Genomic DNA, 22,836 nt, shown 5'->3' on the forward strand with positions numbered 1-22,836 from the left:
GCTCTCTTAACTACTAGGCTTAGGAACCAACGATGTTTTCCAAGGAAGGAGAGCTGGTAGTGACAACACCACCACACGGCGACAACAACCACGAAGAAGGTAAAGACAATGACGATCTGAACTCACAGCAGCCCCCAGAGTATCCTGAGTATCCGCAGTATCCTCAGTACCCTTCGACACCGCATCCCGAAGACGCACCTGATTATGGCACGCAGGGTGCTCAGGGATACCAGAGCTACCCTGGTTACCCCGCCTCAGACCAGAGTCAGGGGTACCAGCCCTACGGGGCACAGCCTCAGCCGCAGGCGCCGTACGGCGGTGGCACGGGATTCGGCAATCAGGTGGACAGCGGCTTGGGCGGCCTGAACCCGAACATGGTAGCCACCGACGGCAAAGTCAACGTGCTGCGCGCGCTGAAGTGGGGCGTGTCGAAGACGTTCTCCAACGCAGCTGTGTTCATTCTTGGCACTTTGGCCGTAGGCGTCCTGAGTGCGGTGATCGGCGTTGTGCTTGGTCCCGTGTCTGCCCAGTTCGGTGGCTCGCTAGCCGGCGTAGTCCTGGACATTGTGATGACCCTGATCTCTGCCGCATGGATGGTCTTCGTCGTCCGCCTGATGATTTGGCAGGTAGACAAGGTTAAAGCCGGTTACGGCGATTTGTTCAAGGATGTGCACTTCAGCCAAGGGTTTATTACCTCGATTGTGGTCTCGCTGATTCAAGGACTCATCGTTGGTGTGCCGTTGATGCTGTGGGTCGCAAATAGCGGTTTCAGCCCGACCAGCTTGAATACCCCGGAAGGATCGCAGGCCTTTCTTGCTGAAAGTAGCGCAAGTATGTTCGCGTTCCTCGGCGGCTTGTTGGTGTTGGCGCTGCTCATTACGCCGCTATTCATGTTCCCAGTCGAGTTCGCGACGGAAGGCCGCGCCGGGATTGGCGGAGCAATAGCTCAGGCGTTTCAGGTGGGCAAGAGGAATTATGGGACGCTGCTGCTCTACAATCTCGTGATAGGAATCGTTGCGACGATCATCATTGTGGTCACCTTGGGTTTGGGCGCTTTGGTGGTTGTGCCAGCGCTCATGCTGACCCAGACGCACATGTATCGCCAAGGCGCCGGTGGACCGATCCCGCACGATCCAGAGCATGACGGCCCACTTGGCGGTCACGATCAGAACCCTGACAACTACGGCGGTTACCAGGGATTCGCCTAAACAGGATTAAAAGCGCTAGGCCTCGAGCAATTCTTTGTTCGGGGCCTTTGCCGCCTCGAAGGCACGCTTTACAAGCTCGCCAAGAGCTTCGTATTCTTCAGCGCGTGACGACGACGTCCGGTATACCAGGCCAATCGTGCGCTGAGCGCTCACCGAATCGTCGAAGTTTGCCAGTGCCAAACCGGGGCGAGTGCACTCTGTTGCTAGTGCGGATTCCGGAACCAGCGTGGTACCCAGTCCGGCGACGACCAATTGAATGATCGTCGTCAGGGAAGACGCGCGGGTCACCGCATCGGTTGCCTCGGAAGGATTCACGTCAGCCAAGCGGCACAGGTCCACAACCTGGTCGCGGAGGCAGTGGCCATCGTCGAGAAGCAATAGGTTGAGATCGTCCATAACGTCGAGGCCCAAGTCGGTCTTGCCTTCGAACTCATGACCCTTTGGTAAGACGATGGTGAAGCGCTCGTCGTACAGCGGATAATCCACCATGCCGGCCCCGTCGGAAGGCAGGGCCATGACCGCTACGTCAATCTGACCGTCGCGCAGCTGGTTCACTAGGTGCCGGGTTTGCTCCTCGACGATGCGTGGCTCTAGCTCTGGGTATTCGCGCTCGAGGCCACGCAGTAGTTCCGGCAAGATATAAGGCGCGACCGTCGGAATAATGCCGATCGTTAGCGGGCCGGTGAGGATGCCGTGCGCCCCGCGCGAGTGGTTAAGGAACTGGTCGGCGGCCTCCAGCGTGGACTTCGCGTAGGGGAGAAGCTCTTCGCCAATAGGGGTCACGATGACTTTGCGGGTAGAGCGTTCGATGAGCTGGACCCCCAACCCTGTTTCTAAAGCGACCAGCGCTTGGGAGAGGGAAGGCTGCGAAATAGACAGCTTGTTGGCGGCGGTGCCAAAGTGTTTATTCTCCGCGATGGTGACGAAAGTGCGTAGTTGCGCGAGAGTGGGCCTGTACTCTTTATTGCTCATGCTTATCACTTTAACTTAAAACTATAGGTTTGGCTATTGACAGGGTTAGCCGATTAGGGAATAATAATCGGCAGTCATGTGGAGGCGTACGGTAGTACAACTATCGTCATCACAGACTACACGGATTTATACGTTGTAACTATAAAGGAGAGTTGCATTATGGCAATTATGACTGTTGGGGAGCGCTTCCCAGAGTTCGAGCTCACCGCACTGAAGGGCGGCGACCTGCACGACGTTAACGCTGCGCAGCCTGAGGATTACTTCGAGACCGTCTCTCTGGACAAGTACCAGGGCATGTGGAAGGTCGTTTTCTTCTACCCGAAGGACTTCACCTTCGTCTGCCCAACTGAAATTGCTGCATTCGGCAAGCTGGACGAGGACTTCCAGGACCGTGACACCCAGATCCTCGGCGGCTCCACCGACAACGAGTTTGCTCACTTCAACTGGCGTGCAACCCACCCAGAGCTGAAGGACGTTCCTTTCCCAATGTTCTCTGACATCAAGCACGAGCTCATCCGTGAGCTCGGTGTTGAGAACGCAGACGGCGTTGCTGACCGTGCGACCTTCATCATCGACCCAGACGGCATCATCCAGTTCGTGTCTGTCACCCCAGACGCTGTGGGTCGTAACGTTGACGAGGTCCTGCGTGTGCTCGACGCACTGCAGTCTGAGGAAGTTTGCGCCTGCAACTGGGAGGCAAACGACCCAACCAAGAACATCAACAAGCTGGACGTTGTTCAGGATTCCCTGAAGTAGTTTCAGCAGTGGCCCCGCAACCCGCGCTTTTTCGGGGGCGGGGCACACCTTTGACCTCCACAGAAAAATAACCTATCAATCGAAAGGAACTGCATATGTCCATCGATAACCTGAAGAGCGCCCTGCCTGAGTACGCCAAGGACCAGAAGCTGAACATCGGCACCCTGGCTCGCTCTACCGAGCTGAACGAAGAGCAGCTGTGGGGCTGCTTCGTCGCAGCGGCGGCAGCAACGAAGAACGAGACCGTCATTTCGGAAATCGTCGACGAGGCCAAGGAGCACCTCTCCGAGGAAGCGTTGAACTCGGCATTCGGTGCTGCGACCGTCATGGCGATGAACAATGTTGCATACCGCTCCAAGCACATGCTCGGCGACGACTACGCCAACGTTAAGTTCGGCCTGCGCATGAACATCATCTCCAAGCCAGGTGTGGAGAAGGTCAACTTCGAGCTGTGGTCCATCACCGTCTCCGCAATGAACGGCTGCGAGGCCTGCCTGGCAGCGCACGCAAAGGTTGTGCAGGACGAGGGCATGACCAAGGAGCAGGTCTGGGAGGCAGTCAAGATTGGCGCAGTGGTCAACGCTGTAGCACAGGCTGTCCAGATTGAGGACGCACGCTAAAACAGTCGTGTAAAACCGCTTTAAAACGAGCGCCCCGCCGAACTCCTCATGGGAGAGGGAACGGCGGGGCTCTTCTTCTCCCCAGCGGCGACAATAGTTGTCTATTTTATTCGTCTTATCTCTGGTGCTGGCAATGGATTCATGTTAAAAATAATTTCACCATAAAATCTATTGATTGGAAGAATCATGGGATCTGAGATGCGTCACCGCAAGGCCATAGGAAACCGGTACTACTACCAGCACTGATAGAGCATGGCCAGACTTAAAACGAGCCTGTTAACCGTGGGGATTATCATCACGGCTATTTTGGCTGCCACTGTAGCCTTTCTTGGAGCAACGCTATATTCGTCCGTGGATGCTCACCAGGGCCGAAACGCAGTAAAGATCGAATCAGTCGACAGCACTGTGGACTACCGGGATTTCTATTCCGACTTAGCTCATTTTGCGCGCGAAAATGATGCGGGTGTGGCGATAAGCTATTCGTCCATCGCTATCTCGAATGGGGAGTATCGAGTCTATTCTTCTTCAGTTTCTCCTGACGCTGGGAGGACGGAAAAGCCACGCTTCGAGCACGGGGAAATTGACGTTGTTTATCCGCTGGAAGACTTCCCACATCCTGATCCGCGGCAGATTGTATTTGCGCAAGGATCTGGGGCTAATGTCCAAAAGTTGTTGCAGTGGTTAGGTGAGCAAGGGATTGATGCAGTCGTATGGCCACGCATTCTCATCCAGATCTTCGCCACGTCGACGATTCCAATTCTGTTTGTCTTATCAGTGCTGCTGTGCCTGATACTTGGCGCGGGGCATTCTTTGGTCCGATCACGGGAGATTGGTGTTCACCGCCTATTGGGGCTTAGCGTTTCTGAAACAATGATTGATGAAGCACGTCGCCAACGCAGGGTGCTGCTCACCGCATACGTCGGAGGACCACTCATTGTTGCAGTGCTGCTCTATATGTACAACGGATGGGCATTGGCGCGGGTGTTTTGGGCATTCTTTTTCTCGGCCAGCGCTGTGCTCTCTGTATGCCTGCTCACAGGGTATTTAGGCGGGCAATGGGTCGTTCGAATGACCTCAATTCCCCAGTCCATTAAAGGCAGAGTAAACGCACGGCCCGTTTTCTACTCTTTGGCCGTGGTCCGCTGCGTCACGTTGGTTGCTGCTCTCAGTGCAGTCGCAGCTTTGGTAGGAGTTGTAGCAGAGCTCGGGGAGCGTCAGCGTCTCCAGGCAGCGTGGGACGCGCACCAGGGGCCGCAAGAGTTCGCCCTGAATACCAATACTTCAATTGAAGATTGGACAGATGCTGCCACTGTAGAACCGTTCAGGACGGCAGACGAGGCCGGAGAGGTGTTCCTAGTGGACCCGTATTGGATGACGTGGCCTGTGGAATTGGAAGCGCCGGTATTGTTAGTGAATCAAGAATTCGCTCAGCAGGCAGGAGTAACTCAGCTAGACAATAGGGGCATTGTGGTGTGCTCGCCTGTGGAACTATCGCGTGACTCAATGCAGACCATACAAGATGCGTTGGACTTTGAGGCCGAACTTTCTCATGAACCCGTCCCTACCATTGAGTGGCGCTCTCGCTGCAGTCTGGGCACTGTTTTTACTTATGATGTTGATTTCCACCCGCAGGTTGAGAACCCGATCTTGGTTATACTCCCTCGCGGTCTGGCGCCGTTCGGAAATGACAACTTGATTTCAAAAGTCTCTCAGCAAACCTTAATTTCTGATTCGCCTAGTGTTCCTTCATACCTTTTGAAAGGCGCGACGGGAGCAACGCTTTCTTTCTCAAGACCTCGCGAGGACTCTTGGCAGGAAAGTAAGTGAACAGCTGAGAACTATGTAGTTTTGTGGGGGTTGAATACCGTCGCAGCACTGCTTTTGGTGACTGTCTTAGTGGGGGCTGCCATTATTACATTTCGTGTTGCTTATCGGCGAAAAATTCATATCGCCTATATTTTCGGCCGTAGCCCCTGGTGGGTCTCAAAAGAGTTAATAGTGATAGAAGTTGCGTTTTTCTTGGCAGCGATAGGTTGGCTGTTCTACAAACTCCGTGAACATCAGATTCAATCTGATCTTCAGGTGCCGTCAACATGGAATATCGGTTTCGAAAGCCAATGGTCACCGTTGACAATCGTTGCCGTCGTCGGATTCAGCTTGGCATGGTTGATGGCCTCTGTGTTGTTAACCCTAAAGGCTGCTTCACAGTGGGATGCGAGAGAAAGTACGGAACCACAATGACAATTTACGTGCGTGAAATTTCGTGTGCTTTTGGCAGCCGAATGATCATCAAAAACTTCACAGAAACTTTTAAAGCAGGACGGGTCGCTGCCCTAACGGGACCGTCTGGCAGCGGCAAGACCACCCTCCTGAACATGCTAGGTGGTTTGGTAGTGCCAGATTCAGGGAGTATCGAGTTTGATTCCCGTGATATCGCGACTATGAGCTCGCGCGCTCGTCGTAAGTTCCGCCGAGCGAATGTTGGCTATCTTTTCCAAGATTATGGGTTGGTGCCTGATCTATCGGTGGCGGAAAATATTAAGATTGCAGTTCCGCGCGTGTCCGCATCGACGTTGGCTGCCGCATTGGAGGAAGTGGGTCTTAGCGGGACGGAGAAACGGACGGTCAGTGAACTTTCAGGCGGCGAGCAACAGCGCATTGCGTTGACCCGACTGATTATCACGGAACCAAAGATTGTGCTGGCCGACGAGCCAACGGGCGCTCTCGATGGCACGAATTCTCAGATTGTCTTGATGCACTTGCGCCGATTCGCCGAAAACGGTGCTGTCGTTGTGGTGGCCACCCATTCCGCATACATAGCTGAAAATGTTGACGAGGTTGTGAAGCTTTAGTCCGGCAGACAGATATTGCTGTGCGCTTGTCCAGTACCGCGAGTCCGCCGGCTGCGACTAATCCGACAGGATTCCCATGTGAGACTCGCGTCTCCCTCGTGTGTTCTGTATTACACTCGACGGGACAAGGAGCAAAGGAGAACCCGCATGAGCACGAGAGACATGACAGCTCCGGAAGCACGTGAGCTGGTCGACGAAGCAAAGACTGTCGTCGGCGGGCTCATGCGCAGCCACAAGCAACGTGTCGCCCGCGAAAGCGCAGAAATGTATGCCTCCTTGGTGCGCGGTGAAGACAAGTTCCACCACCAGGCACGCTTGGCCCTACACGTGCTGTGGCTGGCTGTACTGCGCAAGCAACGCCGCTACGCTGACACCGAGCGGCCTCTGGAGTTTCTCGTGGACGCGGGATACTTTGACTACGCTCTGGTAGACGGGATCAACATGTCGGACCACTACTTGGCCGACATGCTCGAGGCGCACGGCGAATTCGAAAAGGCTGCTGGCCATCGTGAGGCTTTCGTGGCCCAAGCCCAGCAGCACTTCCGTGCTGATTCCGAACGCACCCGCATGTTGGCGCTTCGTGCAGAAGCAACGCGGGCGCGTGCCGACGCGGCTGCTTGCCCCTAAGATCGCAACACTTGGCGAGACAACTTTGCAGTTTCGCGCTACGGTTCTAGATGGACACGAAATAACGTCCATCTACGACATCGGGGACATATCGGGGGATACATGTCATCAGATAACCTAGCTTTAGTTTCTTTAGATCCGTGGCGCAGCTACAGGGGAGCTTTCGAGGTCGGCGGGGACCCAGACAAAGTCCGGAGCACCAGTGATAACTGGGAAAGCTACGCCAACGCAATCGGCGCTGTCATCGAGGCTCTCAACAGCGCGGATGTGTCTTTTTATCGGGGCGATGGGGGCTACCTGTTTAGCCAGCTAATTCACGTTTTCTATCCGAAGCATCTCAAAGTAGTGGAGTCCGCTCATCGTCGCGTCGCGGGAATCGTCGATAATTACGCGACCGACCTTATCGCCGCGCGCCACGAATTGAGCACGCTTTCCGACGAAGCCCACGCCCAGTGGAAAACCGCAGTACAGTGGGAAAATGATGGCCTTGACCTGGCGAAGAGACACAACTGGGCGATAAACAATGGGGACCTAGAGACCGCCAAGCGCTATCGTGCTGACTACGACATAGCTTTAGGGGAAAATCACCGCGCAGCTGCCGATTTCGAGAACTACCTGGCAGAAGCCGACAAGGTCGTCGAATGGCTAAGACAAAGAGTCGCTTTTCACGTGCGTGCTGTCAATGAGGTTCCCATCAGCTACGCAGATACTGATGCGGGTGCGCGCAACTTCGCTGACGAGCTTCCCGACGACTACCAGGGCAGCGTGCCACAGGAGCTTGATGTAGAGGTTGACGCTTTGACCGAGTTTCGCACCACGCTCATGGAGATTGCCGGTAGTGCCCGCGCCGCACGGGGTGACCTTGTTGCCTTAGGGGGATACGATGACCGCTCAGGCGGAAATCTCTATGGGGTTACCGAGGAATTCCGCGCTCTTTGGGACAATGAGACAGCGTTGCTGGAACAGAAACTGGAATTCACCGGAGGCTTGTGCCGGTATTGGGCGAAGGAGATTCGCTATGGCGACCAATCCATGGGAGTGCAGCTGGTCTCTTCCATGGAAGACGCCGGTGCCGCTGAGTCGATGATCGCCCTGAGTGTGTTTGCGACCGAATTTTATTACAGCATGGCACGAGACGTGTTGAAAACGTCCCTTGAATCCGATGAGCTTGCCACCAGAATTGCTGGACACGTGGGGCTCGGTGGATTGAATCTTTTGGCGACGCCAGCTGCGACAGCGGTGGGACTATATACCGACGTGAGAACCGGGGTGGATCGAGACATCTCCCTGATGTCTGCCGGCGCCGGTGCGGCTGCCAGTTTCGGCCTGGGCCGCGGAGCCAAGGTTGTGCAGGCCGGGGCTCGGGGCGTGAAGAACGCAACAGCCCGCGGGGCAGTCAAGCACGGCAGCGAAGCCGCGGCCGCCACAGTAAGTGACATCGCCGACGTGAAAGGACAGACCGCCGAAAAACTGGAAGAAGGCCGCTACGGCGGGGGACTCAAGAACGTGGCCCCATAAGCGGCCTGCGTGATTAGACCTGCTTCATCTCCAGGTGGCTGAGGCGTACCTCGCCGGCGGCGTCGGAGGCATCCAAGTCAACGACTCCGTGGAGCTGGAAGGAGTTATCACCCTCTGGGTCTTGCAGGATCTGGCGCACATTCCAGCTGCGTCCTGAGGTGTCGCCGAGGCTGAATAACTCCTTGCCGCGGGCTTCCTGGTCAGTGCCGATGTCGTCATATTCATCGAAGTAATCGTCCATGGCGGCACCCCAGTCCGGTTTGTCGTCACGGTCCAAATAGTCCAGCATGTCGGCCAGGCGGTCTTCCTTCTCATAGGCGAAGAGTTCTACCAAACGGAAGAAGTAATTACGCACCATGATGGTGAACGCACGGCGGTTCGCGGTCAACGCGGTGGGGTCCTCGACACCGAAGGCGAGCTCACGTTCGACAGTGGCCTGGTCGACAGGTGTGTCTTCGTCGGCCATATGGGCCCACTCGTCGATTAGCGAAGAGTCCACTTGGCGGATCAGCTCGCCGAGCCAGGTGATCACGTCGTCAAGCTCCTCGGTCATGTACTGCGCCGGCACCGACTTCGACAGGGTGCGCCACGCGTCAGTCAGGTAGCGCAGCACAACACCCTCGCTGCGGGCCAAGCCGTACGTGGCGATGAGGTCCGAGAACGTCATGGCGTGCTCAATCATGTCGCGCACAACGGACTTTGGCGACAGCTCAAATTCCTTGGCCCACGGGTTGCCCTCGCGGAAAGTCTCGAAGGCCTCGTCCAGCTCGTCCTTCAACGGCATAGGGTAGGTGACCTCTTCCAAAAGCGCCATGCGCTCCGTGTAATCCACCCCCTCGGCCTTCAGCGCTGCCAATTCCTCACCGCGTTCGGCTGATTGCTGCGCCTGGAGTAGCTGGCGTGGATCATCCAGGATGGCTTCAAACGTGGAGATCACATCCAGGGTGTATGTCTCCGATTCTGGGTCGAGCAGAGTCAGGAAGGCCAGAGCAAAAGGGGACAGTGGCTGGTTAAGCGCGAAGTCGCGGTCCAGTTCTTCCACCAGCGTGTAGGGACGCGATGCTAGCGAATCCGGCGTGCGCTCCACGATGCCCGCGTTGATCAGACCGCGGAAGAGCTCCACGGCGGTCAAAATATCACGGTTTTGCTTTGAACGCGTGTCATGGTTGGTCCGCAGCAGGTGCTTCAAGTGCTCGTAGCCATCGCCTGGGCGGGCAACGACGTTGAGCAGCATCGAGTTGGATATCTTGAACTGGCTGGTCAGTTCCTCAGGCTCCGCGACCGTCAAACGCTCAAAGGTATTTTCTGACCACGAAATTTCGCCGTCGCGTGGGGCCTTCTTGCGCAGTTTCCTCTTCTTCGCCGGGTCATCGCCGGCCTTGCGCCGCAGCTTCACATTTTCAATTTCGTGTTCGGGCGCCTCGACGACAACTGTTCCCTCAGTGTCGTAGCCCGCGCGCCCAGCACGACCAGCAATCTGGTGGAACTCCCGCGACTTCACGATGCGCTGGCGCACGCCGTCGTACTTTGCCAGGCCCGTCATCAGCACGGTCCGGATCGGCACATTGATGCCCACGCCCAAGGTGTCGGTACCGCAGATGACTTTAAGCAGCCCGGTCTGGGACAGCTTTTCGACGAGGCGTCGATACTTCGGCAGCATGCCCGCATGGTGCACACCGATCCCACGACGGACCAGTTTGGATAGGGTCTTGCCAAACGTCGTCGTAAAGCGAAAATTGCCGATCTCTGCGGCAATCTGCTGCTTCTCCTCCGGGGTCAGGATGCTGCCCATGCTGGTCAACGCTTGGGCGCGCTCGGTGGCCTCGCGCTGGGAGAAGTGCACCACGTAGATCGGTGCTTTGCCGTCTTTGAGTAATTCCTCGATGGTCTCGTGGATCGGGGTGAATACGTAGTGGAAGTCCAGCGGTACTGGGCGCTCGGTGCCGGAGACCAAGGTGGTGGTCCGTCCGGTGCGCTCGGTCAAATCCTTCTCTAGCCAGGACGTGTCGCCCAGGGTGGCGGACATCAGCAAGAATTGGGCCTTCGGCAATTCCAAGAGTGGGGCTTGCCAGGCCCAGCCGCGGTCCGGGTCAGAGTAGTAGTGGAACTCGTCCATCACCACCTGGTCGATATTGGCGTGCTTGCCGTCGCGCAGCGCAATATTGGCGACGATCTCTGCCGTGGCTGCAATGATGGGCGCATTCCCATTGACGGTGGCATCGCCAGTCATCATGCCCACATTTTCCGCACCAAAGATCTCACACAGGGCGAAGAACTTCTCGCTCACCAGTGCTTTGATGGGGGCGGTGTAAAAGCTGCGCTGGCCGCGCGCCATAGCGATGAAGTGGGCAGCGTTGGCCACCATGGACTTACCAGAGCCCGTGGGGGTAGCCAAGATGACATTGTCCTCGGCTAGTACAGCCAGTGACGCCTCTTCCTGGGCGGGGTATAAAGCGATCCCGCGTTCGCGCGTCCAGGCAATGAAGGAATCCCAAATCGCCTCCTCGTAGAGGGACTCGGGCACATTAGACAAATCGGGCAGCATCTCGCTTAAGTTCACAGTTCTACCGTAGCGGAGATGCTGCCCGAGCAGTCCTAAACGTCATCCTCCGGGGCGTCAGGATCCTTAGGCGTGTCAGGTTCTTCGTCGTCACGCGCCGGCTCTCCGAAGTGGAAGAGTGGGGGAGCCTCAGGCAACTCATTGCGCGGCGCGTCGCGATCGTCAAGTGCTGCCAGATAATTCTCGAAGGCCTGGCCAATCTCCTCACTGGAGGGGACCTGCGCCTCACCCGGCATCAGTACGTCGGGGTGATGCTTGCGGTACTTCTCCAGCTCAGAGTCATAGTGCTCTTCCAACTGGGACACCACATGCATGATCTCCTCAGAGTCGCCGACCTGCTCCGTGAGCTGGCGGGCAACCCGGGCCATATCGTGCTCGAGGCTCTTCAAAGGCAGATCAAGCCCCGAGGAATCGCTAACGGACTGCAGCAGCTGATAGGTGGCCTCTGGGTATGGGGACTGCGCCAGATAATGCGGCACGTGAGCGGTGAACCCGGAGACTTTGCGGCCACGTTTCAGCAATTCGCGCTCGATCATCAGCTGGGCGGCACCTGGGATATTCCACTTCGAGTTCAGGGTGAACATCTGGCTAATTACGGCTTCGTCGTTACCGTGTGCAGACACCATCAGTGGCCGCGTGTGCGGGACCGCCATCGGCGCGCCATAGAGACAGATCGTGCGCGAGACATCGAACTTGTCAGCCAAGTCAGCCACCGCTTCACTAAAGGCATTCCACCGCAAATCCGGCTCAGGCCCGGACAGCAGCAGGAAGGACTTACCCTTCGTGTCGCGTAGCACGCGGATGTCTAAATCGAGCTCCTCAAAATGCGTGAGCTCATCATTGTCCATCATCACCGCCGGGCGGCGCGCCCGGTAGTCGATCAGCTCGTCGGTATTAAATGTTGCGAGCTGTTTGTTTTCTAAAGCCGCCTTCAGGTGCATCGCAGCACTCTCAACGCCGTGACCCGCGTCGGCATAGCCCTGCATTGCCACCACCATGGTGGGGCCGGCTGGTTCGCCAGGCTCGGTGGATTCGCCGTGGGAACCCTCGCTAGTAATGGCGGGGGCGGGGTACTCCATTTCGTACATCTGCCGATTGTCATCAGCCATGGTGATCCTCCCTGATCCTAAATTTCATCTCATTCTCATTGATTAAAGGTTGTACTAGTTACAACGATGTAGGACGGAGAATGATTCCCAAGCGGTAGCCCTACAGTATGCACGACAACTCATCACCGCGCAGGGTTCGCTGTAACGGGGGTAAAAATCTGTGGATAACAATGTTGTTTTCCACAGGTTTCGGACATCAAGAAGAGTTGCCCAGCGCAGCCCCGGCCACCGCCTGATGATCAAGCCATGACCAGTACACGAGATTTTCCATACTCATCCGATACTACCGACCACCTGAACACCCCAGGCGATCTCATGGCAGCGGTGCCAGGCGTTTTGGGGTTCTACCCACAAGAATCACTCGTCATCGTCGGCCTGCACGTCGAGACGGACACCGATCATGCCGCCGACCCAGATACTCACGAACTACGACTCGGTCCCGTGATGCGCGCCGACCTGCCACACTGGAGCGAGATCACCACCGCTTTCACCACCCCAACGATGGTCAACTGCGACGTCTACTTCGCCTTCATCGTCACCCGCTCACCCGACACCCCAACAGTCCGCGAGCTCGTCGACGCTTTGTATTCGCTTCACGACGACACCAGCGGCGCACTTATCGACGCCTGCTGGGTCCTGTCCGAAATAGCCACCGGAAGCCACTACGAACTGTCCTTCGGAAGCGTCCCCACCGCCTGGGAACGCGGGTCGGTACCGTGCATCGCGCTATCACCTGCAATGCAGCCACTGCTGGACAATGGCGGGCTCCCCGCGCTGTCCAGAGACGACACTGTAGAGTTCTTTGCCAAAATATCGCTTGACGACGACACCCGCGACACCGTCGACGGGGCTACACAGTTGGCCTACCGCCGCGGCCAAGACCTCCACGACCGCATCGAACAACGCCTCCCAGGGCCCGCCGAAGCCGTCGCGGATGCCGACTGCGCACTGAGCAATGCGCCTGACCTTCCGCTTGTCGCCCCCTATGACGAAGCGTTATCACTCAGCGCTGCGGGCGGGGAAGACAGCGAGGACCCCATCGGAGATGACGTGATGGCAGTCATGACGTGCCTGTCTAGGTCACGCCTGCGCGATGCCATCGTGGCTACCGCCCTCGACGAACCTCAACGCGCCGCGACAATCCTGCTTTATATCGCACGAGTCACCTCGGGGGTGATTCGTGCCAACGCACTCAGTGTGTGGGCGATCGTCGCAATCTCCACCGGCCTCAACTCCTGGGCCACGGCCGCCCTCAAAGCAGCCAGCGCCGAACTGGAAGGACACGGACTGTCCACCGCATTACTCGAGGCGTTGGCACTCGGGTGTTCCGATGGATTAGTCATGGCCGTTCTTACAGGAAGTGAGGAACAACGCGCCCAACTACGCGAACAAGTTTAAACCGGCGGTGTGCAGAGCTAGTTACCGCTGACTCGCTTCGCGGAGTGCGCCTTGTCGCCCAACTGGGACGTAAACGCCCACGCGTCCTCGACGATGCGCTGGAGATCCGTGCGGGTCGGGTTCCAGCCCAGCTCCGCCTTGATCTTCTCGCTAGAAGCAATCAAGGTTGCTGGGTCCCCCGCGCGCCGGGCAGCGACCTCGGCGGGAAGCGGGTGGCCGGTGACCTCCCGGCAGGTCTCGATGACTTCGCGCACCGAGTAGCCATCGCCAGAGCCCAGGTTATAAATCCGGTGTTCCCCAGGCAGGTTGGTTTCAAGGGCGAGCAGGTGGGCATCAGCAAGGTCGCGGATATGAATATAGTCGCGCACGGCGGTGCCGTCCTTGGTCGGCCAGTCATCGCCGAACATGTAAATCTTGTCACGGTGCCCCAGCGCGACCTGCAGAACAAGGGGGATGAGGTGGGTCTCTACCTCGCGGTTTTCACCGATGGATCCGTAGGCGCCAGCCACATTGAAGTAGCGCAGACTGGTGGCAGCCATGCCGTGGGCCTGGCAGTAAGAGGTAATCGCGTAATCAATCGCTAATTTTGTTGCCCCATAAGGGTTGGTCGGTGCCGTCGGCATGTCCTCAGTGATCGGGACAACCTCGGGCTCGCCATAGGTTGCCGCAGTTGAGGAGAACACCAGCGAAGGAACGTGGTGGGCGCGCATCGCATCCAGCAACGCCAAGGTGGCCACCATGTTGTCCTGCCAGTATTCTTCAGGAATTTCCATGGATTCGCCGACAAGCGAACGGGCAGCAAAGTGCAGAACGCCGTCGAAACCGCCTTCGGCGAGAACACCGTCGACAGCGTCGAGCAGATCACCTTCGACGAATCGGGCACCGTCGACGACGGCCTCGCGGTTTCCCGTTGATAGGTTATCGAGCACAGTGACATCGTGTCCTGCCTCAACTAAGACCGCTGTACACACACTGCCTACGTAGCCAGCTCCGCCAGTGACCAACAGTTTCATCGTTGACTCCATCCTGAAAAGTAGGCGATATACCTCACTAACACTAGCGGAGAATCGCGCTAGGAAAGTGGCCGAACCCGAAAAGCGTGCGCCAAATCGTCGTGAAGCACGACCATTTGCTCATCGTCAGTGGTCAACTGGATGACGCCGTCGACTTCTTCCACGGTGACTTCGGTGCCGACCTTGATGTTGGCATTCGACAGCGCAGAGAACTGCTGTGGGTCTAACTGCAAAATCTCGTGTACCTGGATAACCTCAGCACGAATGGGTTCCGACAGGTCAAGATCGACGACGCGCTCGCCCCAGTCAGTGTGCTCTTCTACCTCGACACCCAGCTCAGCCAAACCCGGGATCGGGTTGCCGAAAGGGGAGCGGGATGGATTGTCTAAGACGTCGACGACGCGGCGCTCGACCTCCTCGCTCATGACATGCTCCCAACGGCACGCTTCATCGTGCACCTTGGCAATATCTAAGCCAAGCTTGTCAACCAGTAAACGTTCCGCGAGGCGGTGCTTGCGCATCACCCGGGTCGCGCGCAAACGACCTTCCTCGGTGAGCCGCAAGCTGCGATTATCTTCAACAACAAGAAGGCCATCGCGCTCCATGCGTGCCACGGTTTGCGACACGGTTGGGCCCGATTGATCTAGGCGCTCGGCAATACGCGCGCGAAGGGGAATGATGCCCTCTTCCTCTAGTTCAAAGACCGTACGCAGGTACATTTCAGTGGTATCGACTAAATCACGCATGCTAAACCTCTAGCTTTCAGAGAAGAACTCCCCGGATCACGATCGGCAGAACTTGTACGAGTTGAAAGGGGTACAGCACACGGTGGCGCGGTCGAGATCCGGAGATAAGAATGACCACATGATACCTCATATTGGCAACATGTGGTCGAACGCCTCTTTTGATAGGAAGAGGCTATTTTGTTGGCTTATTGTGCGTACTCGCGCAGCTTGTCTGCACGGTCGCCAACACGCAGTTTGGCCATGACTTCCCGCTCGATCTGACGGACGCGCTCGCGCGACAACCCGAACTTGCGGCCAATCTGGTCCAAAGTGCGAGGTACACCGTCGTCGAGGCCGTAGCGCAGGCGGATCACATCTTGCTCGCGCTGTTCCAAGGAGTTGATCACGCGCTGAATGTCGTCGTGACGCAAGGTAGCGACGACCGAGGTCTCCGCATCCGTGGCGTCTTCGTCCTCGATGAAGTCACCCAACGGCGCTTCCTCGTCGGCACCAACGGGCATGTCCAAGCTGACCGGATCGCGCGACTGACGCAGCAGCATCTCGATCTTGTCCTCGTCGATACCGGACTCGTCGGAGAGTTCCTCATTGGTTGGCTCACGGCCGAGGGACTGGTACATCTCGCGCTTGATGCGGGAGAGCTTATTCACCTGCTCCACTAGATGGACCGGCAGGCGAATCGTGCGGGACTGGTCGGCCATGCCACGGGTAATTGCCTGTCGAATCCACCACGTGGCGTACGTGGAGAACTTGAAGCCCTTCGCATAATCGAACTTCTCCATCGCGCGGATGAGGCCCAAGTTGCCCTCCTGGATCAGATCCAGCAGTGGCATGCCGCGGCCGGTGTACCGCTTTGCCAGGGACACCACGAGGCGGAGGTTGGCCTCCAGCAGGTGAGCGCGGGCCTTGCGGCCGTCTTTTGCGAGAATTTTCAGATCGCGCTTCATCGCGCGGGTGAGCTTCGCATCCGGGTCATCGAGGCGGTGCTGGGCGTACAGGCCTACTTCGATGCGCTGGGCGAGATCCACCTCTTCTTCAGCATCCAGCAGGGCAGTTTTGCCGATACCGTTGAGGTATACACGAACCAGATCGGCAGAAGGATTGTCATTGGTTTGATTGCGGCGGCTCCCACGGTCAACCTTTTGTTCCTTCTCTCCCTTAGACGACGGTTGCGTCATTCACTGCCTCCTTGTAGAAATGCCAATCTATTACGTCAACGCCGTGACACTGCGAATAGTTCCCCATTCAGGAAACTGGCATATTCAGAGGTCAAGCCTCCACAATAACTGTGAAAGGTCCATCGTTGACGCTGTTGACCTTCATCATAGCCCCAAAACGCCCTTCTTCAACCCATAAACCGCGTTTACGCAGCTCGGATGCAATTTTATTAATAACTTCTTCGGCCTCCGGGCCAGGGGCCGCTTCAGACCACGAAGGGCGACGGCCCTTGGCTGTCTTGCCCATCAACGTAAACTGGCTGACCAGCAACACGGGTGCCCCCGCATCAAGCGCGGACACTTCACCGTCCAGGATGCGCAGTTCTGCGATCTTGCGGGCCACCGTCTCCCAGGCGGAGGGATCGTCGTTACGCCCCACGCCTACAAGCGCGAGGATGCCACCGGTCCCGGGGCAATCGATCGCGCCGACGACTTCGCCGTCGACGGTCACGCTAGCCTCCGTCACGCGTGTCAACACTGCTCTCATACCAAAACCTCAGCAATCTCTGCGGGCAGAACCACACCGTGGCGCACTAGGTCCACCACGGCACGTACTGCTGCCTCAACTAGCTCGGACTCGTCATCGATGCCTTGGGACGCTGCCCACAAGCCAACCGTTTCCTCCAGGCTCAACCCCTGGGGATGTAGCCCGGCCACCACGGAGGCCAGCGACTCGTCGACTTCGTGTGAGAAGCGCGGACCGTCGGTGCGCGTCAGACGAATCACCGCGGACTCAAACCCCATGCCGATCTCTGCGTCAGCAACCTCGACGTTTTCTCGCGCAACACCAGGGCGCACCATAAACCTGGCCTGTGCGATCTCCTCGGCACTCTTACCGCGCAGCCACGCTGTCCGGCGGAAATACTCGTCCACCTCAGGGCCCAGCGGATCAGTAAACGGCTGCAGAACCTCCTCCGCGGTGACCTCGGTGGGCGCGTCCCCGATGTCGCGTAGGAAAATCCAGCCAAAGCCAATACCGATCACATCGTTGTCGCGCAGGTGCTCCAACCATTGGCCGGTCCTCTCGATGCCCGCGCGCGAGCGCGGATCAATGGACTCATCTTTCAGCCATGTGCTTACGTACATGCCGGGATCTGCCACATCGCGTTGAATCACCCATGCGGAGACTCCACGTTTCGGCAGCCAGGACGCCACGCGGGCCGCCCAGGACTGGGTACGCGTGTGCACCCAGGAGCCCAGCATGTACGCCGTGCCGTTGTCAGCAAGATGGAGTGGTGCCGTCCCGGCCACCAGTTCCGTGGCACCGTCTAAATCCAGGCCGGAGTCCCGGTAGACGTGGCCGACTTCGGGCAGGCCCACGACGAACGGGGGATTGGCCACGATCCGGTCAAAACGCTCACCTGCCACAGGCTCGAACCACGAGCCCTGACGCAGTTCTACATTGTCCACGCCGGCGCCGGCCAGCGTCGCTTCCGCCAGGTCGAGGGCACGCTGGTGCACGTCAGTAGCCACAACGTTCAGTCCCGCTCCCGATTGCGCCAAAGCCTGAACACCGGAACCGGTACCAAGGTCCAGCACCGAATCCACCGGGGTCAGCGGGGTAGCGGACAACAACGACAAGGATGCCGCACCGACACCCAGCACGTGGTCGGGCCCCGGCACGTGCTCCGTCATCGACGCATCGAGGTCAGAGAATACGATCCGGTTCGTCCCCGCGATCGTGTGCGGGCGGACTTCGATGGCCACAGCCAGTTCGCCCGCTGGTGTCAGCGCCACAAAGTTTTCGTCGATAAGCGACGTGACCAGACGCGCCCCAAGCAAGTCCCCGAGCTCGGAGCCGGACATCGGGCGACGCAGGAGGAAAAACCGAATCAGCCCGGAAAGCCGTGAGCCATCATTGGTGGCGTGCATGACCACGCCGGGCTCGCCACGGTACAGCGCCTCGGTGACTTCGGGGCCGAGGTGGGCGGGGATGCCGTCGGCAGTAAAACCGGCGGACGAGAGCGTATCGACGAGAGACCGCGCTACAGCGGAGCGTTCTGACACAAGAACTCCTTAGATTAAGGCAGGCTTAGGGCTGACCGTCGGGGTCAATGTGATCGATCGTAGCGGGAAGATTCTCACCATTTGCTTGCGACGACGTCCCCGGGCCGAGCTGCGCGCGTTTTTCTGCTTCCATCTGCGCATAACGGGCCACAGCCGGTTTGTACACGTTTTTCGAACGCTTGTCGCGGGGCTCGCCCTGGCCATTAGCGATGACCACCGAAATCCACGGCAGCGGCACTGAAATGAGGAAGAATACGGTGGCCAGCCACCAACTGCCAAGCACCGCCAACAGGATGCTGATGAGAATGAAGGGGATACGGGCCAGCTGCAGGATCAGATAGATCCGCTCACGTGAGTGCCGATTCTGTTCTGGCGACCTCTTCGCGTCGGTGATCAGAAAACTCCTCGGCGAACGCAGCCGAAAGCGACGTTTCAGCGAGGACGATGCTGAGGCGTCTTCGGCCTCGACATCGACCCAATCATGATTCGAAGAGTGCTCCATAGCCACTAAGGGTAGCTACCCGGCTTAGATTTTTTGCAAAAGTGGGGCATGATGGGAGGCGTGAGTACGACGACGAAGACAATTCAGCGCCCCGATATCCGTGAAGACACCACCACCGATGACGGCACCCCGAAGTTCTTCCACTACGTAAAGAAGGACCAGATCGTCAACTCTGCCGTCAGCGGAAAAATGGTTGTGGCTCTCTGCGGAGAAACATTCCCCGTCACCAAGCAGGCCAAGCCTGGGTCCCCGGTGTGCCCGGACTGCGAACGCATCTACAAGGGCCTCCGCAAGAGGTAAGCGGTTGACCTCAGGCACTTCAGGGCCTTCGCTGCGCGTCTGGCAGCGAGAGGCCCTTGATAAATTCTTAAGCACGAAACCGAAGGACTTCCTTGCCGTCGCAACACCGGGCGCCGGTAAGACCACCTTCGCGCTCACCCTCGCGTCCACCCTGGTGGCCGATAAGACGGTCCAGCGTGTGATCGTCGTGGTCCCCACTGAGCACCTGAAGTTCCAGTGGAGCGAGGCCGCGAAGCGTTTCGGCCTTGCCTTGGACCCCAAATTCACTAACTCCTCGGCGGTGAACCCGGCCTATGACGGCATCGTCGTCACGTATGCCCAAGTGGGTATGCACCCTTTTAAGCACCACGCGGTGACCTCTGCGCGGAAAACACTGGTGATCATGGATGAGATCCACCACGCCGGCGACGCGAAGAGTTGGGGCGACGGGGTCTACGAGGCCTATAACGATGCCGAGCACCGCTTGGCGTTGACGGGTACGCCTTTTCGTTCCGACGATGCCGCCATCCCATTTGTGCGCTATGTCGAGGACAACGAGGGCCACCAGATCTCCGAGGCTGACTACACCTATGGTTACGCCGAAGCACTCAAAGACGGCGTGGTGCGACCAGTCGTCTTCTTGGCGTATTCAGGCGAGGCTCAGTGGCGCGACTCTGCGGGAGAAGAATATTCAGCACGCCTGGGAGAGCCGCTGAACGCGGAGCAAACCGCGCGTGCCTGGAAAACCGCCCTTGACCCGAAGGGGGACTGGATCTCCTCGGTACTGCGGGCGGCCCACACCCGTCTAATGAAGATCCGCACGAATATGCCCGATGCCGGCGGACTTGTCTTAGCGACAGATACGACCACGGCGCGCGCGTACGCCAAACTGCTGGAGCAAATTTCGTCGACACCCGTGGCTGTGATCCTGTCTGATGACCCCGGATCCTCCGAGCGGATCGACGAATTCTCCGCCAGCCAGGATGAGTGGATGGTGGCGGTGCGCATGGTGTCCGAGGGCGTGGACGTGCCCCGTCTTGCAGTGGGTGTGTACGCCACCTCGTCGGCAACGCCTCTCTTCTTCGCCCAGGCCATCGGCCGTTTCGTGCGGTCCCGCATGCCAGGCGAGTCCGCATCCGTTTTCCTGCCTTCTGTTCCCGTGTTGCTGAAACTGGCCGAAGAGATGGAAGTCTCCCGTGACCATGTGCTGGGTAAACCGGATCGCGAAAAGTTGGGGTGGGATGATGACTTGCTTGCCGTGGCCAACCAACAAGAAGATGAGCCAGATGAACTGGGCACCTACGAATCCCTCGGCGCTTCCGCAGAGCTTGACTCGCTGATCTTCGACGGATCTACCTATGGCACTCCCACCCTGGCGGGTTCGGCGGAAGAACGTGAGTATCTTGGCCTTCCCGGGTTGCTTGATGCAGAACAGGTAAAGACCTTGCTGCGCAAGCGACAATCCGACCAACTCGATGCCCGCGAGGCCGAAGAACGTGCACGGAAGGCGGAAGAGCGCGCCCAAAGAGAGCGTGAGGAAATCCTCGGAACATCGACGAAGAAGAAGGCCGAGCCTTCGTCGACAAGCGGTGTTGCCTCCGATGAAATCCCTGCCCTGCGCAAGGAACTGAACACCTTGGTGTCCATCCGTGCGGGAAAGACGGGCCGCCCTCACGGCGCGATCCATACCGAGGTCCGCAAGGCGTGCGGCGGACCGCCGACCGCGCTGTGCACGGCTGAGCAACTTCGTGACCGCATCGCGTACCTGCGCGACTGGTAGGCGCAAGGCAGTGCCGGTAGGGAGGTAACAGTACCGTCACATCTCTGTGCGCCGGGGCAGTGACTCATGCGCTTGGAGTAAGCCAAGGGTACCCTTGTCGGGTATTCTGTTTTCTTAGCTAAGGAGCCTTCAATAGTGTCGAATAAATTCAGCCCACAGGATCCCGAGAGCAACCGCCCTGAGAATTACCATCCTGAAAACGAGCAGCCGGGCGACCAGCCTGGGCCGGCTGAGCCGTTTCCGGGCGACTCTGCCTATGGGCATGCAGCTGACGCCACCTACGGGGCGACCGGCTACCAGACCACCGGCGGTTACCCAGGCGGTGAATATGCTGCCGCTGGCTACCCGGCTGCTGCGTACCCGGGCGAAGTCCAAGAGAAGAACAACATGGCCCTATGGGCGATGATCCTGGGCATCGTCGGGTTCGTCATTACTTTGTCGATTATCGGCGCGATGATTGGTATCGGGATCGTGCTTGGCATCATCGCCATCGTCCTAGGTATCTTGGGCCTTCGTCGCGCCGGCAGGATGGAGGGCCCGAATCGTCGAAAAGGAATGGCAATCACAGGCATCGTGCTCGGTGCGTTGTCCATCATCGCATCGATCGCCATCTTCCTGGGCCTGTTCGGCATCATGAGCTGGTTTGCTGATACCGGCATCCTAGAAACCTGTTCCCAGTTCCAAAATGATCAGGCTGCCTTCCAGCAGTGCATCGAAGAGGAAACCGCCAAGCTCGCTCAGTAATCCAATAATGATGTCGGCACAGACTCTACAGCGCCGCGGGACAACGTCTGCGAGAATCCTCTCGCCAGACGCCGCCCGCGGTTTCGCATTATTAGGTATCGCGCTTGCAAATATCCCTACGGCGTGGGTGGGCTACGAACTCGTCGATCGGGGAACGATGCTCGGTGGAATCCAGCCTGGGGCAGAGGGGGTGCACCGTTTCCTCGACCAGCTCATGATGGTGCTGGGAGCCATGTTTGCCCACGTCCGTGGCTTGCCGATGTTCTCCACGCTGCTGGGATTCGGCGTTGGGCTGATTTCATTGAGCTTAGCGCGTCGCGGATTCCCACTCAAAGCAGCGTGGAAAGTACTGATCCGCCGTTACGGCTTCCTCGCACTTTTTGGATTGCTCCACGCCGTGTTCCTGTTTTATGGGGACATCATGCTGATGTACGGGATCATGGCCGTAGTTCTCGCGCTGATGATCGGCTTTTCCAACAAGGTGCTGAAGTGGATCGCCGTGGGCCTCTACGCGCTGAACGGTCTGGTCTTCACGGTGATATTCGCCAGCACCTTCTTCGTCGACGAGTCCGACCTAGACCTCTCCGGGTACGTAGCCAACCCAGAGACCTACCTGGGCTGGATGGGCCTTGGGCTAATGACGGCCATCGGGGTCGTACCGATGACCTTGTTCTCTGGGCTATGTCTGTTTCCCATGATCATCGTTGGGTTCATCTTCGCCCGCTCCGGCGTGTTGCACCGGCCCGACGAGCACCTCACAACATTGCGGACATGGGCGGGCGTTGCGGCAGCGGTCATCCTGTTGATTGGCCTGCCGTGGGGGCTTGCGGAGATCGGGGTGCTTAACGACGCCTGGGCCAGCCGGTTCATGATTTTGAACCAGATCTTCGGCTACCTCACGGGCCCCGGCATCGTCGCTTTCTTCGCGCTG

The 22,836-nt window shown here is 58.1% G+C and carries 22 protein-coding genes; 13 read left to right on the forward strand and 9 right to left on the reverse strand.

Annotated features, from left to right (window positions below; genetic code table 11):
- The first annotated feature begins 59 nt into the window (after positions 1–59).
- Positions 60–1,208: a hypothetical protein gene (locus tag ACHFGA_RS07715; RefSeq protein ID WP_394281819.1), complete on the forward strand. Its 1,149-nt coding sequence runs from the start codon at positions 60–62 to the stop codon at positions 1,206–1,208.
- Positions 1,209–1,223: 15 nt separating this feature from the next.
- Here the strand turns inward: ACHFGA_RS07715 and ACHFGA_RS07720 are convergent, their stop codons facing one another.
- Positions 1,224–2,180, reverse strand: coding sequence for a hydrogen peroxide-inducible genes activator (locus ACHFGA_RS07720; protein WP_394281820.1), 957 nt, complete (start codon positions 2,178–2,180; stop codon positions 1,224–1,226).
- A gap of 159 nt (positions 2,181–2,339) precedes the next feature.
- Between ACHFGA_RS07720 and ACHFGA_RS07725 the strand changes: the two genes are divergently transcribed.
- The 7 genes from ACHFGA_RS07725 (at position 2,340) to ACHFGA_RS07755 (ending at position 8,553) form a co-directional block, all read left to right on the forward strand.
- Positions 2,340–2,936: a peroxiredoxin gene (locus tag ACHFGA_RS07725; RefSeq protein WP_394281821.1), complete on the forward strand. Its 597-nt coding sequence runs from the start codon at positions 2,340–2,342 to the stop codon at positions 2,934–2,936.
- A gap of 95 nt (positions 2,937–3,031) precedes the next feature.
- Complete coding sequence (locus tag ACHFGA_RS07730; protein ID WP_394281822.1) at positions 3,032–3,556, forward strand: carboxymuconolactone decarboxylase family protein; 525 nt, start codon at positions 3,032–3,034, stop codon at positions 3,554–3,556.
- Positions 3,557–3,838: 282 nt separating this feature from the next.
- Positions 3,839–5,383 carry a hypothetical protein gene (locus ACHFGA_RS07735; RefSeq protein WP_394281823.1) on the forward strand — a complete coding sequence of 515 codons (1,545 nt, stop codon included), beginning with the start codon at positions 3,839–3,841 and terminating at the stop codon, positions 5,381–5,383.
- Positions 5,384–5,413: 30 nt separating this feature from the next.
- A complete protein-coding gene (locus ACHFGA_RS07740; protein ID WP_394281824.1) occupies positions 5,414–5,797 on the forward strand; it encodes a hypothetical protein in 384 nt (127 codons plus the stop codon).
- Positions 5,794–6,408 carry a heme ABC exporter ATP-binding protein CcmA gene (gene ccmA / locus ACHFGA_RS07745; protein WP_394281825.1) on the forward strand — a complete coding sequence of 205 codons (615 nt, stop codon included), beginning with the start codon at positions 5,794–5,796 and terminating at the stop codon, positions 6,406–6,408. Before ACHFGA_RS07740 ends, ccmA begins: the two co-directional genes overlap by 4 nt.
- Before the next feature lie 147 nt (positions 6,409–6,555).
- A complete protein-coding gene (locus tag ACHFGA_RS07750) occupies positions 6,556–7,035 on the forward strand; it encodes a hypothetical protein (protein WP_394281826.1) in 480 nt (159 codons plus the stop codon).
- Positions 7,036–7,137: 102 nt separating this feature from the next.
- Positions 7,138–8,553: a hypothetical protein gene (locus ACHFGA_RS07755; RefSeq protein ID WP_394281827.1), complete on the forward strand. Its 1,416-nt coding sequence runs from the start codon at positions 7,138–7,140 to the stop codon at positions 8,551–8,553.
- Between the two features lie 13 nt (positions 8,554–8,566).
- On the opposite strand, the gene ACHFGA_RS07760 is transcribed toward ACHFGA_RS07755, so the two are convergent.
- Positions 8,567–11,113, reverse strand: coding sequence for a DEAD/DEAH box helicase (locus ACHFGA_RS07760; protein WP_394281828.1), 2,547 nt, complete (start codon positions 11,111–11,113; stop codon positions 8,567–8,569).
- Positions 11,114–11,148: 35 nt separating this feature from the next.
- Complete coding sequence (locus ACHFGA_RS07765) at positions 11,149–12,222, reverse strand: PAC2 family protein (RefSeq protein WP_394281829.1); 1,074 nt, start codon at positions 12,220–12,222, stop codon at positions 11,149–11,151.
- Positions 12,223–12,468: 246 nt separating this feature from the next.
- Here ACHFGA_RS07765 and ACHFGA_RS07770 point away from each other — a divergent pair, with 246 nt between their 5' ends.
- Positions 12,469–13,620: a DUF4192 domain-containing protein gene (locus ACHFGA_RS07770; RefSeq protein ID WP_394281830.1), complete on the forward strand. Its 1,152-nt coding sequence runs from the start codon at positions 12,469–12,471 to the stop codon at positions 13,618–13,620.
- A 17-nt stretch (positions 13,621–13,637) separates the two neighbouring features.
- Here ACHFGA_RS07770 and galE read toward each other — a convergent pair whose 3' ends face one another.
- The 6 genes from galE to ACHFGA_RS07800 all read right to left on the reverse strand — a co-directional run bounded on the left by galE (position 13,638) and on the right by ACHFGA_RS07800 (position 19,102).
- Complete coding sequence (galE, locus tag ACHFGA_RS07775) at positions 13,638–14,633, reverse strand: UDP-glucose 4-epimerase GalE (RefSeq protein WP_394281831.1); 996 nt, start codon at positions 14,631–14,633, stop codon at positions 13,638–13,640.
- A 59-nt stretch (positions 14,634–14,692) separates the two neighbouring features.
- The gene (locus ACHFGA_RS07780) at positions 14,693–15,379 is read right to left on the reverse strand and encodes an iron dependent repressor, metal binding and dimerization domain protein (RefSeq protein WP_394281832.1); all 687 of its coding nucleotides are present in this window, start codon (positions 15,377–15,379) and stop codon (positions 14,693–14,695) included.
- Between the two features lie 185 nt (positions 15,380–15,564).
- Entirely contained in the window at positions 15,565–16,554 is a 990-nt protein-coding gene (locus tag ACHFGA_RS07785; protein WP_394281833.1) for a sigma-70 family RNA polymerase sigma factor, read from the reverse strand.
- Between the two features lie 91 nt (positions 16,555–16,645).
- Positions 16,646–17,080, reverse strand: coding sequence for a D-aminoacyl-tRNA deacylase (dtd, locus tag ACHFGA_RS07790; RefSeq protein WP_394281834.1), 435 nt, complete (start codon positions 17,078–17,080; stop codon positions 16,646–16,648).
- Complete coding sequence (locus ACHFGA_RS07795; protein ID WP_394281835.1) at positions 17,077–18,600, reverse strand: methyltransferase; 1,524 nt, start codon at positions 18,598–18,600, stop codon at positions 17,077–17,079. The genes dtd and ACHFGA_RS07795 overlap by 4 nt, the downstream gene beginning before the upstream one ends.
- 25 nt (positions 18,601–18,625) lie before the next feature.
- Positions 18,626–19,102 carry a DUF3099 domain-containing protein gene (locus ACHFGA_RS07800; protein ID WP_394281836.1) on the reverse strand — a complete coding sequence of 159 codons (477 nt, stop codon included), beginning with the start codon at positions 19,100–19,102 and terminating at the stop codon, positions 18,626–18,628.
- Positions 19,103–19,150: 48 nt separating this feature from the next.
- On the opposite strand from ACHFGA_RS07800, the gene ACHFGA_RS07805 reads away from it, so the two are divergent.
- From ACHFGA_RS07805 to ACHFGA_RS07820, 4 genes are all read left to right on the forward strand, one after another.
- Positions 19,151–19,402 carry a DUF3039 domain-containing protein gene (locus tag ACHFGA_RS07805; protein WP_040429364.1) on the forward strand — a complete coding sequence of 84 codons (252 nt, stop codon included), beginning with the start codon at positions 19,151–19,153 and terminating at the stop codon, positions 19,400–19,402.
- Positions 19,403–19,406: 4 nt separating this feature from the next.
- Positions 19,407–21,161 carry a DEAD/DEAH box helicase gene (locus ACHFGA_RS07810; RefSeq protein ID WP_394281837.1) on the forward strand — a complete coding sequence of 585 codons (1,755 nt, stop codon included), beginning with the start codon at positions 19,407–19,409 and terminating at the stop codon, positions 21,159–21,161.
- A gap of 135 nt (positions 21,162–21,296) precedes the next feature.
- A complete protein-coding gene (locus tag ACHFGA_RS07815; RefSeq protein ID WP_394281838.1) occupies positions 21,297–21,905 on the forward strand; it encodes a DUF4190 domain-containing protein in 609 nt (202 codons plus the stop codon).
- A 7-nt stretch (positions 21,906–21,912) separates the two neighbouring features.
- Positions 21,913–22,836, forward strand: a 924-nt coding sequence (locus ACHFGA_RS07820) for a DUF418 domain-containing protein (protein WP_394281839.1), incomplete at its 3' end; no start/stop codon positions are given.

The organism is Corynebacterium sp., assembly GCF_043426755.1.
In the GTDB taxonomy this organism is placed as follows: domain Bacteria; phylum Actinomycetota; class Actinomycetes; order Mycobacteriales; family Mycobacteriaceae; genus Corynebacterium.

What these genes read in the sequence shown, in the direction of transcription:
- ACHFGA_RS07720 (WP_394281820.1), bottom strand. Translation starts at nt 2,180, where the DNA reads ATGAGCAATAAAGAGTACAGGCCCACTCTCGCGCAACTACGCACTTTC.
- ACHFGA_RS07725 (WP_394281821.1), top strand. Translation starts at nt 2,340, where the DNA reads ATGGCAATTATGACTGTTGGGGAGCGCTTCCCAGAGTTCGAGCTCACC.
- ACHFGA_RS07730 (WP_394281822.1), top strand. Translation starts at nt 3,032, where the DNA reads ATGTCCATCGATAACCTGAAGAGCGCCCTGCCTGAGTACGCCAAGGAC.
- ccmA (WP_394281825.1), top strand. Translation starts at nt 5,794, where the DNA reads ATGACAATTTACGTGCGTGAAATTTCGTGTGCTTTTGGCAGCCGAATG.
- ACHFGA_RS07750 (WP_394281826.1), top strand. Translation starts at nt 6,556, where the DNA reads ATGAGCACGAGAGACATGACAGCTCCGGAAGCACGTGAGCTGGTCGAC.
- ACHFGA_RS07755 (WP_394281827.1), top strand. Translation starts at nt 7,138, where the DNA reads ATGTCATCAGATAACCTAGCTTTAGTTTCTTTAGATCCGTGGCGCAGC.
- ACHFGA_RS07765 (WP_394281829.1), bottom strand. Translation starts at nt 12,222, where the DNA reads ATGGCTGATGACAATCGGCAGATGTACGAAATGGAGTACCCCGCCCCC.
- ACHFGA_RS07770 (WP_394281830.1), top strand. Translation starts at nt 12,469, where the DNA reads ATGACCAGTACACGAGATTTTCCATACTCATCCGATACTACCGACCAC.
- galE (WP_394281831.1), bottom strand. Translation starts at nt 14,633, where the DNA reads ATGAAACTGTTGGTCACTGGCGGAGCTGGCTACGTAGGCAGTGTGTGT.
- ACHFGA_RS07780 (WP_394281832.1), bottom strand. Translation starts at nt 15,379, where the DNA reads ATGCGTGATTTAGTCGATACCACTGAAATGTACCTGCGTACGGTCTTT.
- ACHFGA_RS07785 (WP_394281833.1), bottom strand. Translation starts at nt 16,554, where the DNA reads ATGACGCAACCGTCGTCTAAGGGAGAGAAGGAACAAAAGGTTGACCGT.
- dtd (WP_394281834.1), bottom strand. Translation starts at nt 17,080, where the DNA reads ATGAGAGCAGTGTTGACACGCGTGACGGAGGCTAGCGTGACCGTCGAC.
- ACHFGA_RS07800 (WP_394281836.1), bottom strand. Translation starts at nt 19,102, where the DNA reads ATGGAGCACTCTTCGAATCATGATTGGGTCGATGTCGAGGCCGAAGAC.
- ACHFGA_RS07805 (WP_040429364.1), top strand. Translation starts at nt 19,151, where the DNA reads ATGATGGGAGGCGTGAGTACGACGACGAAGACAATTCAGCGCCCCGAT.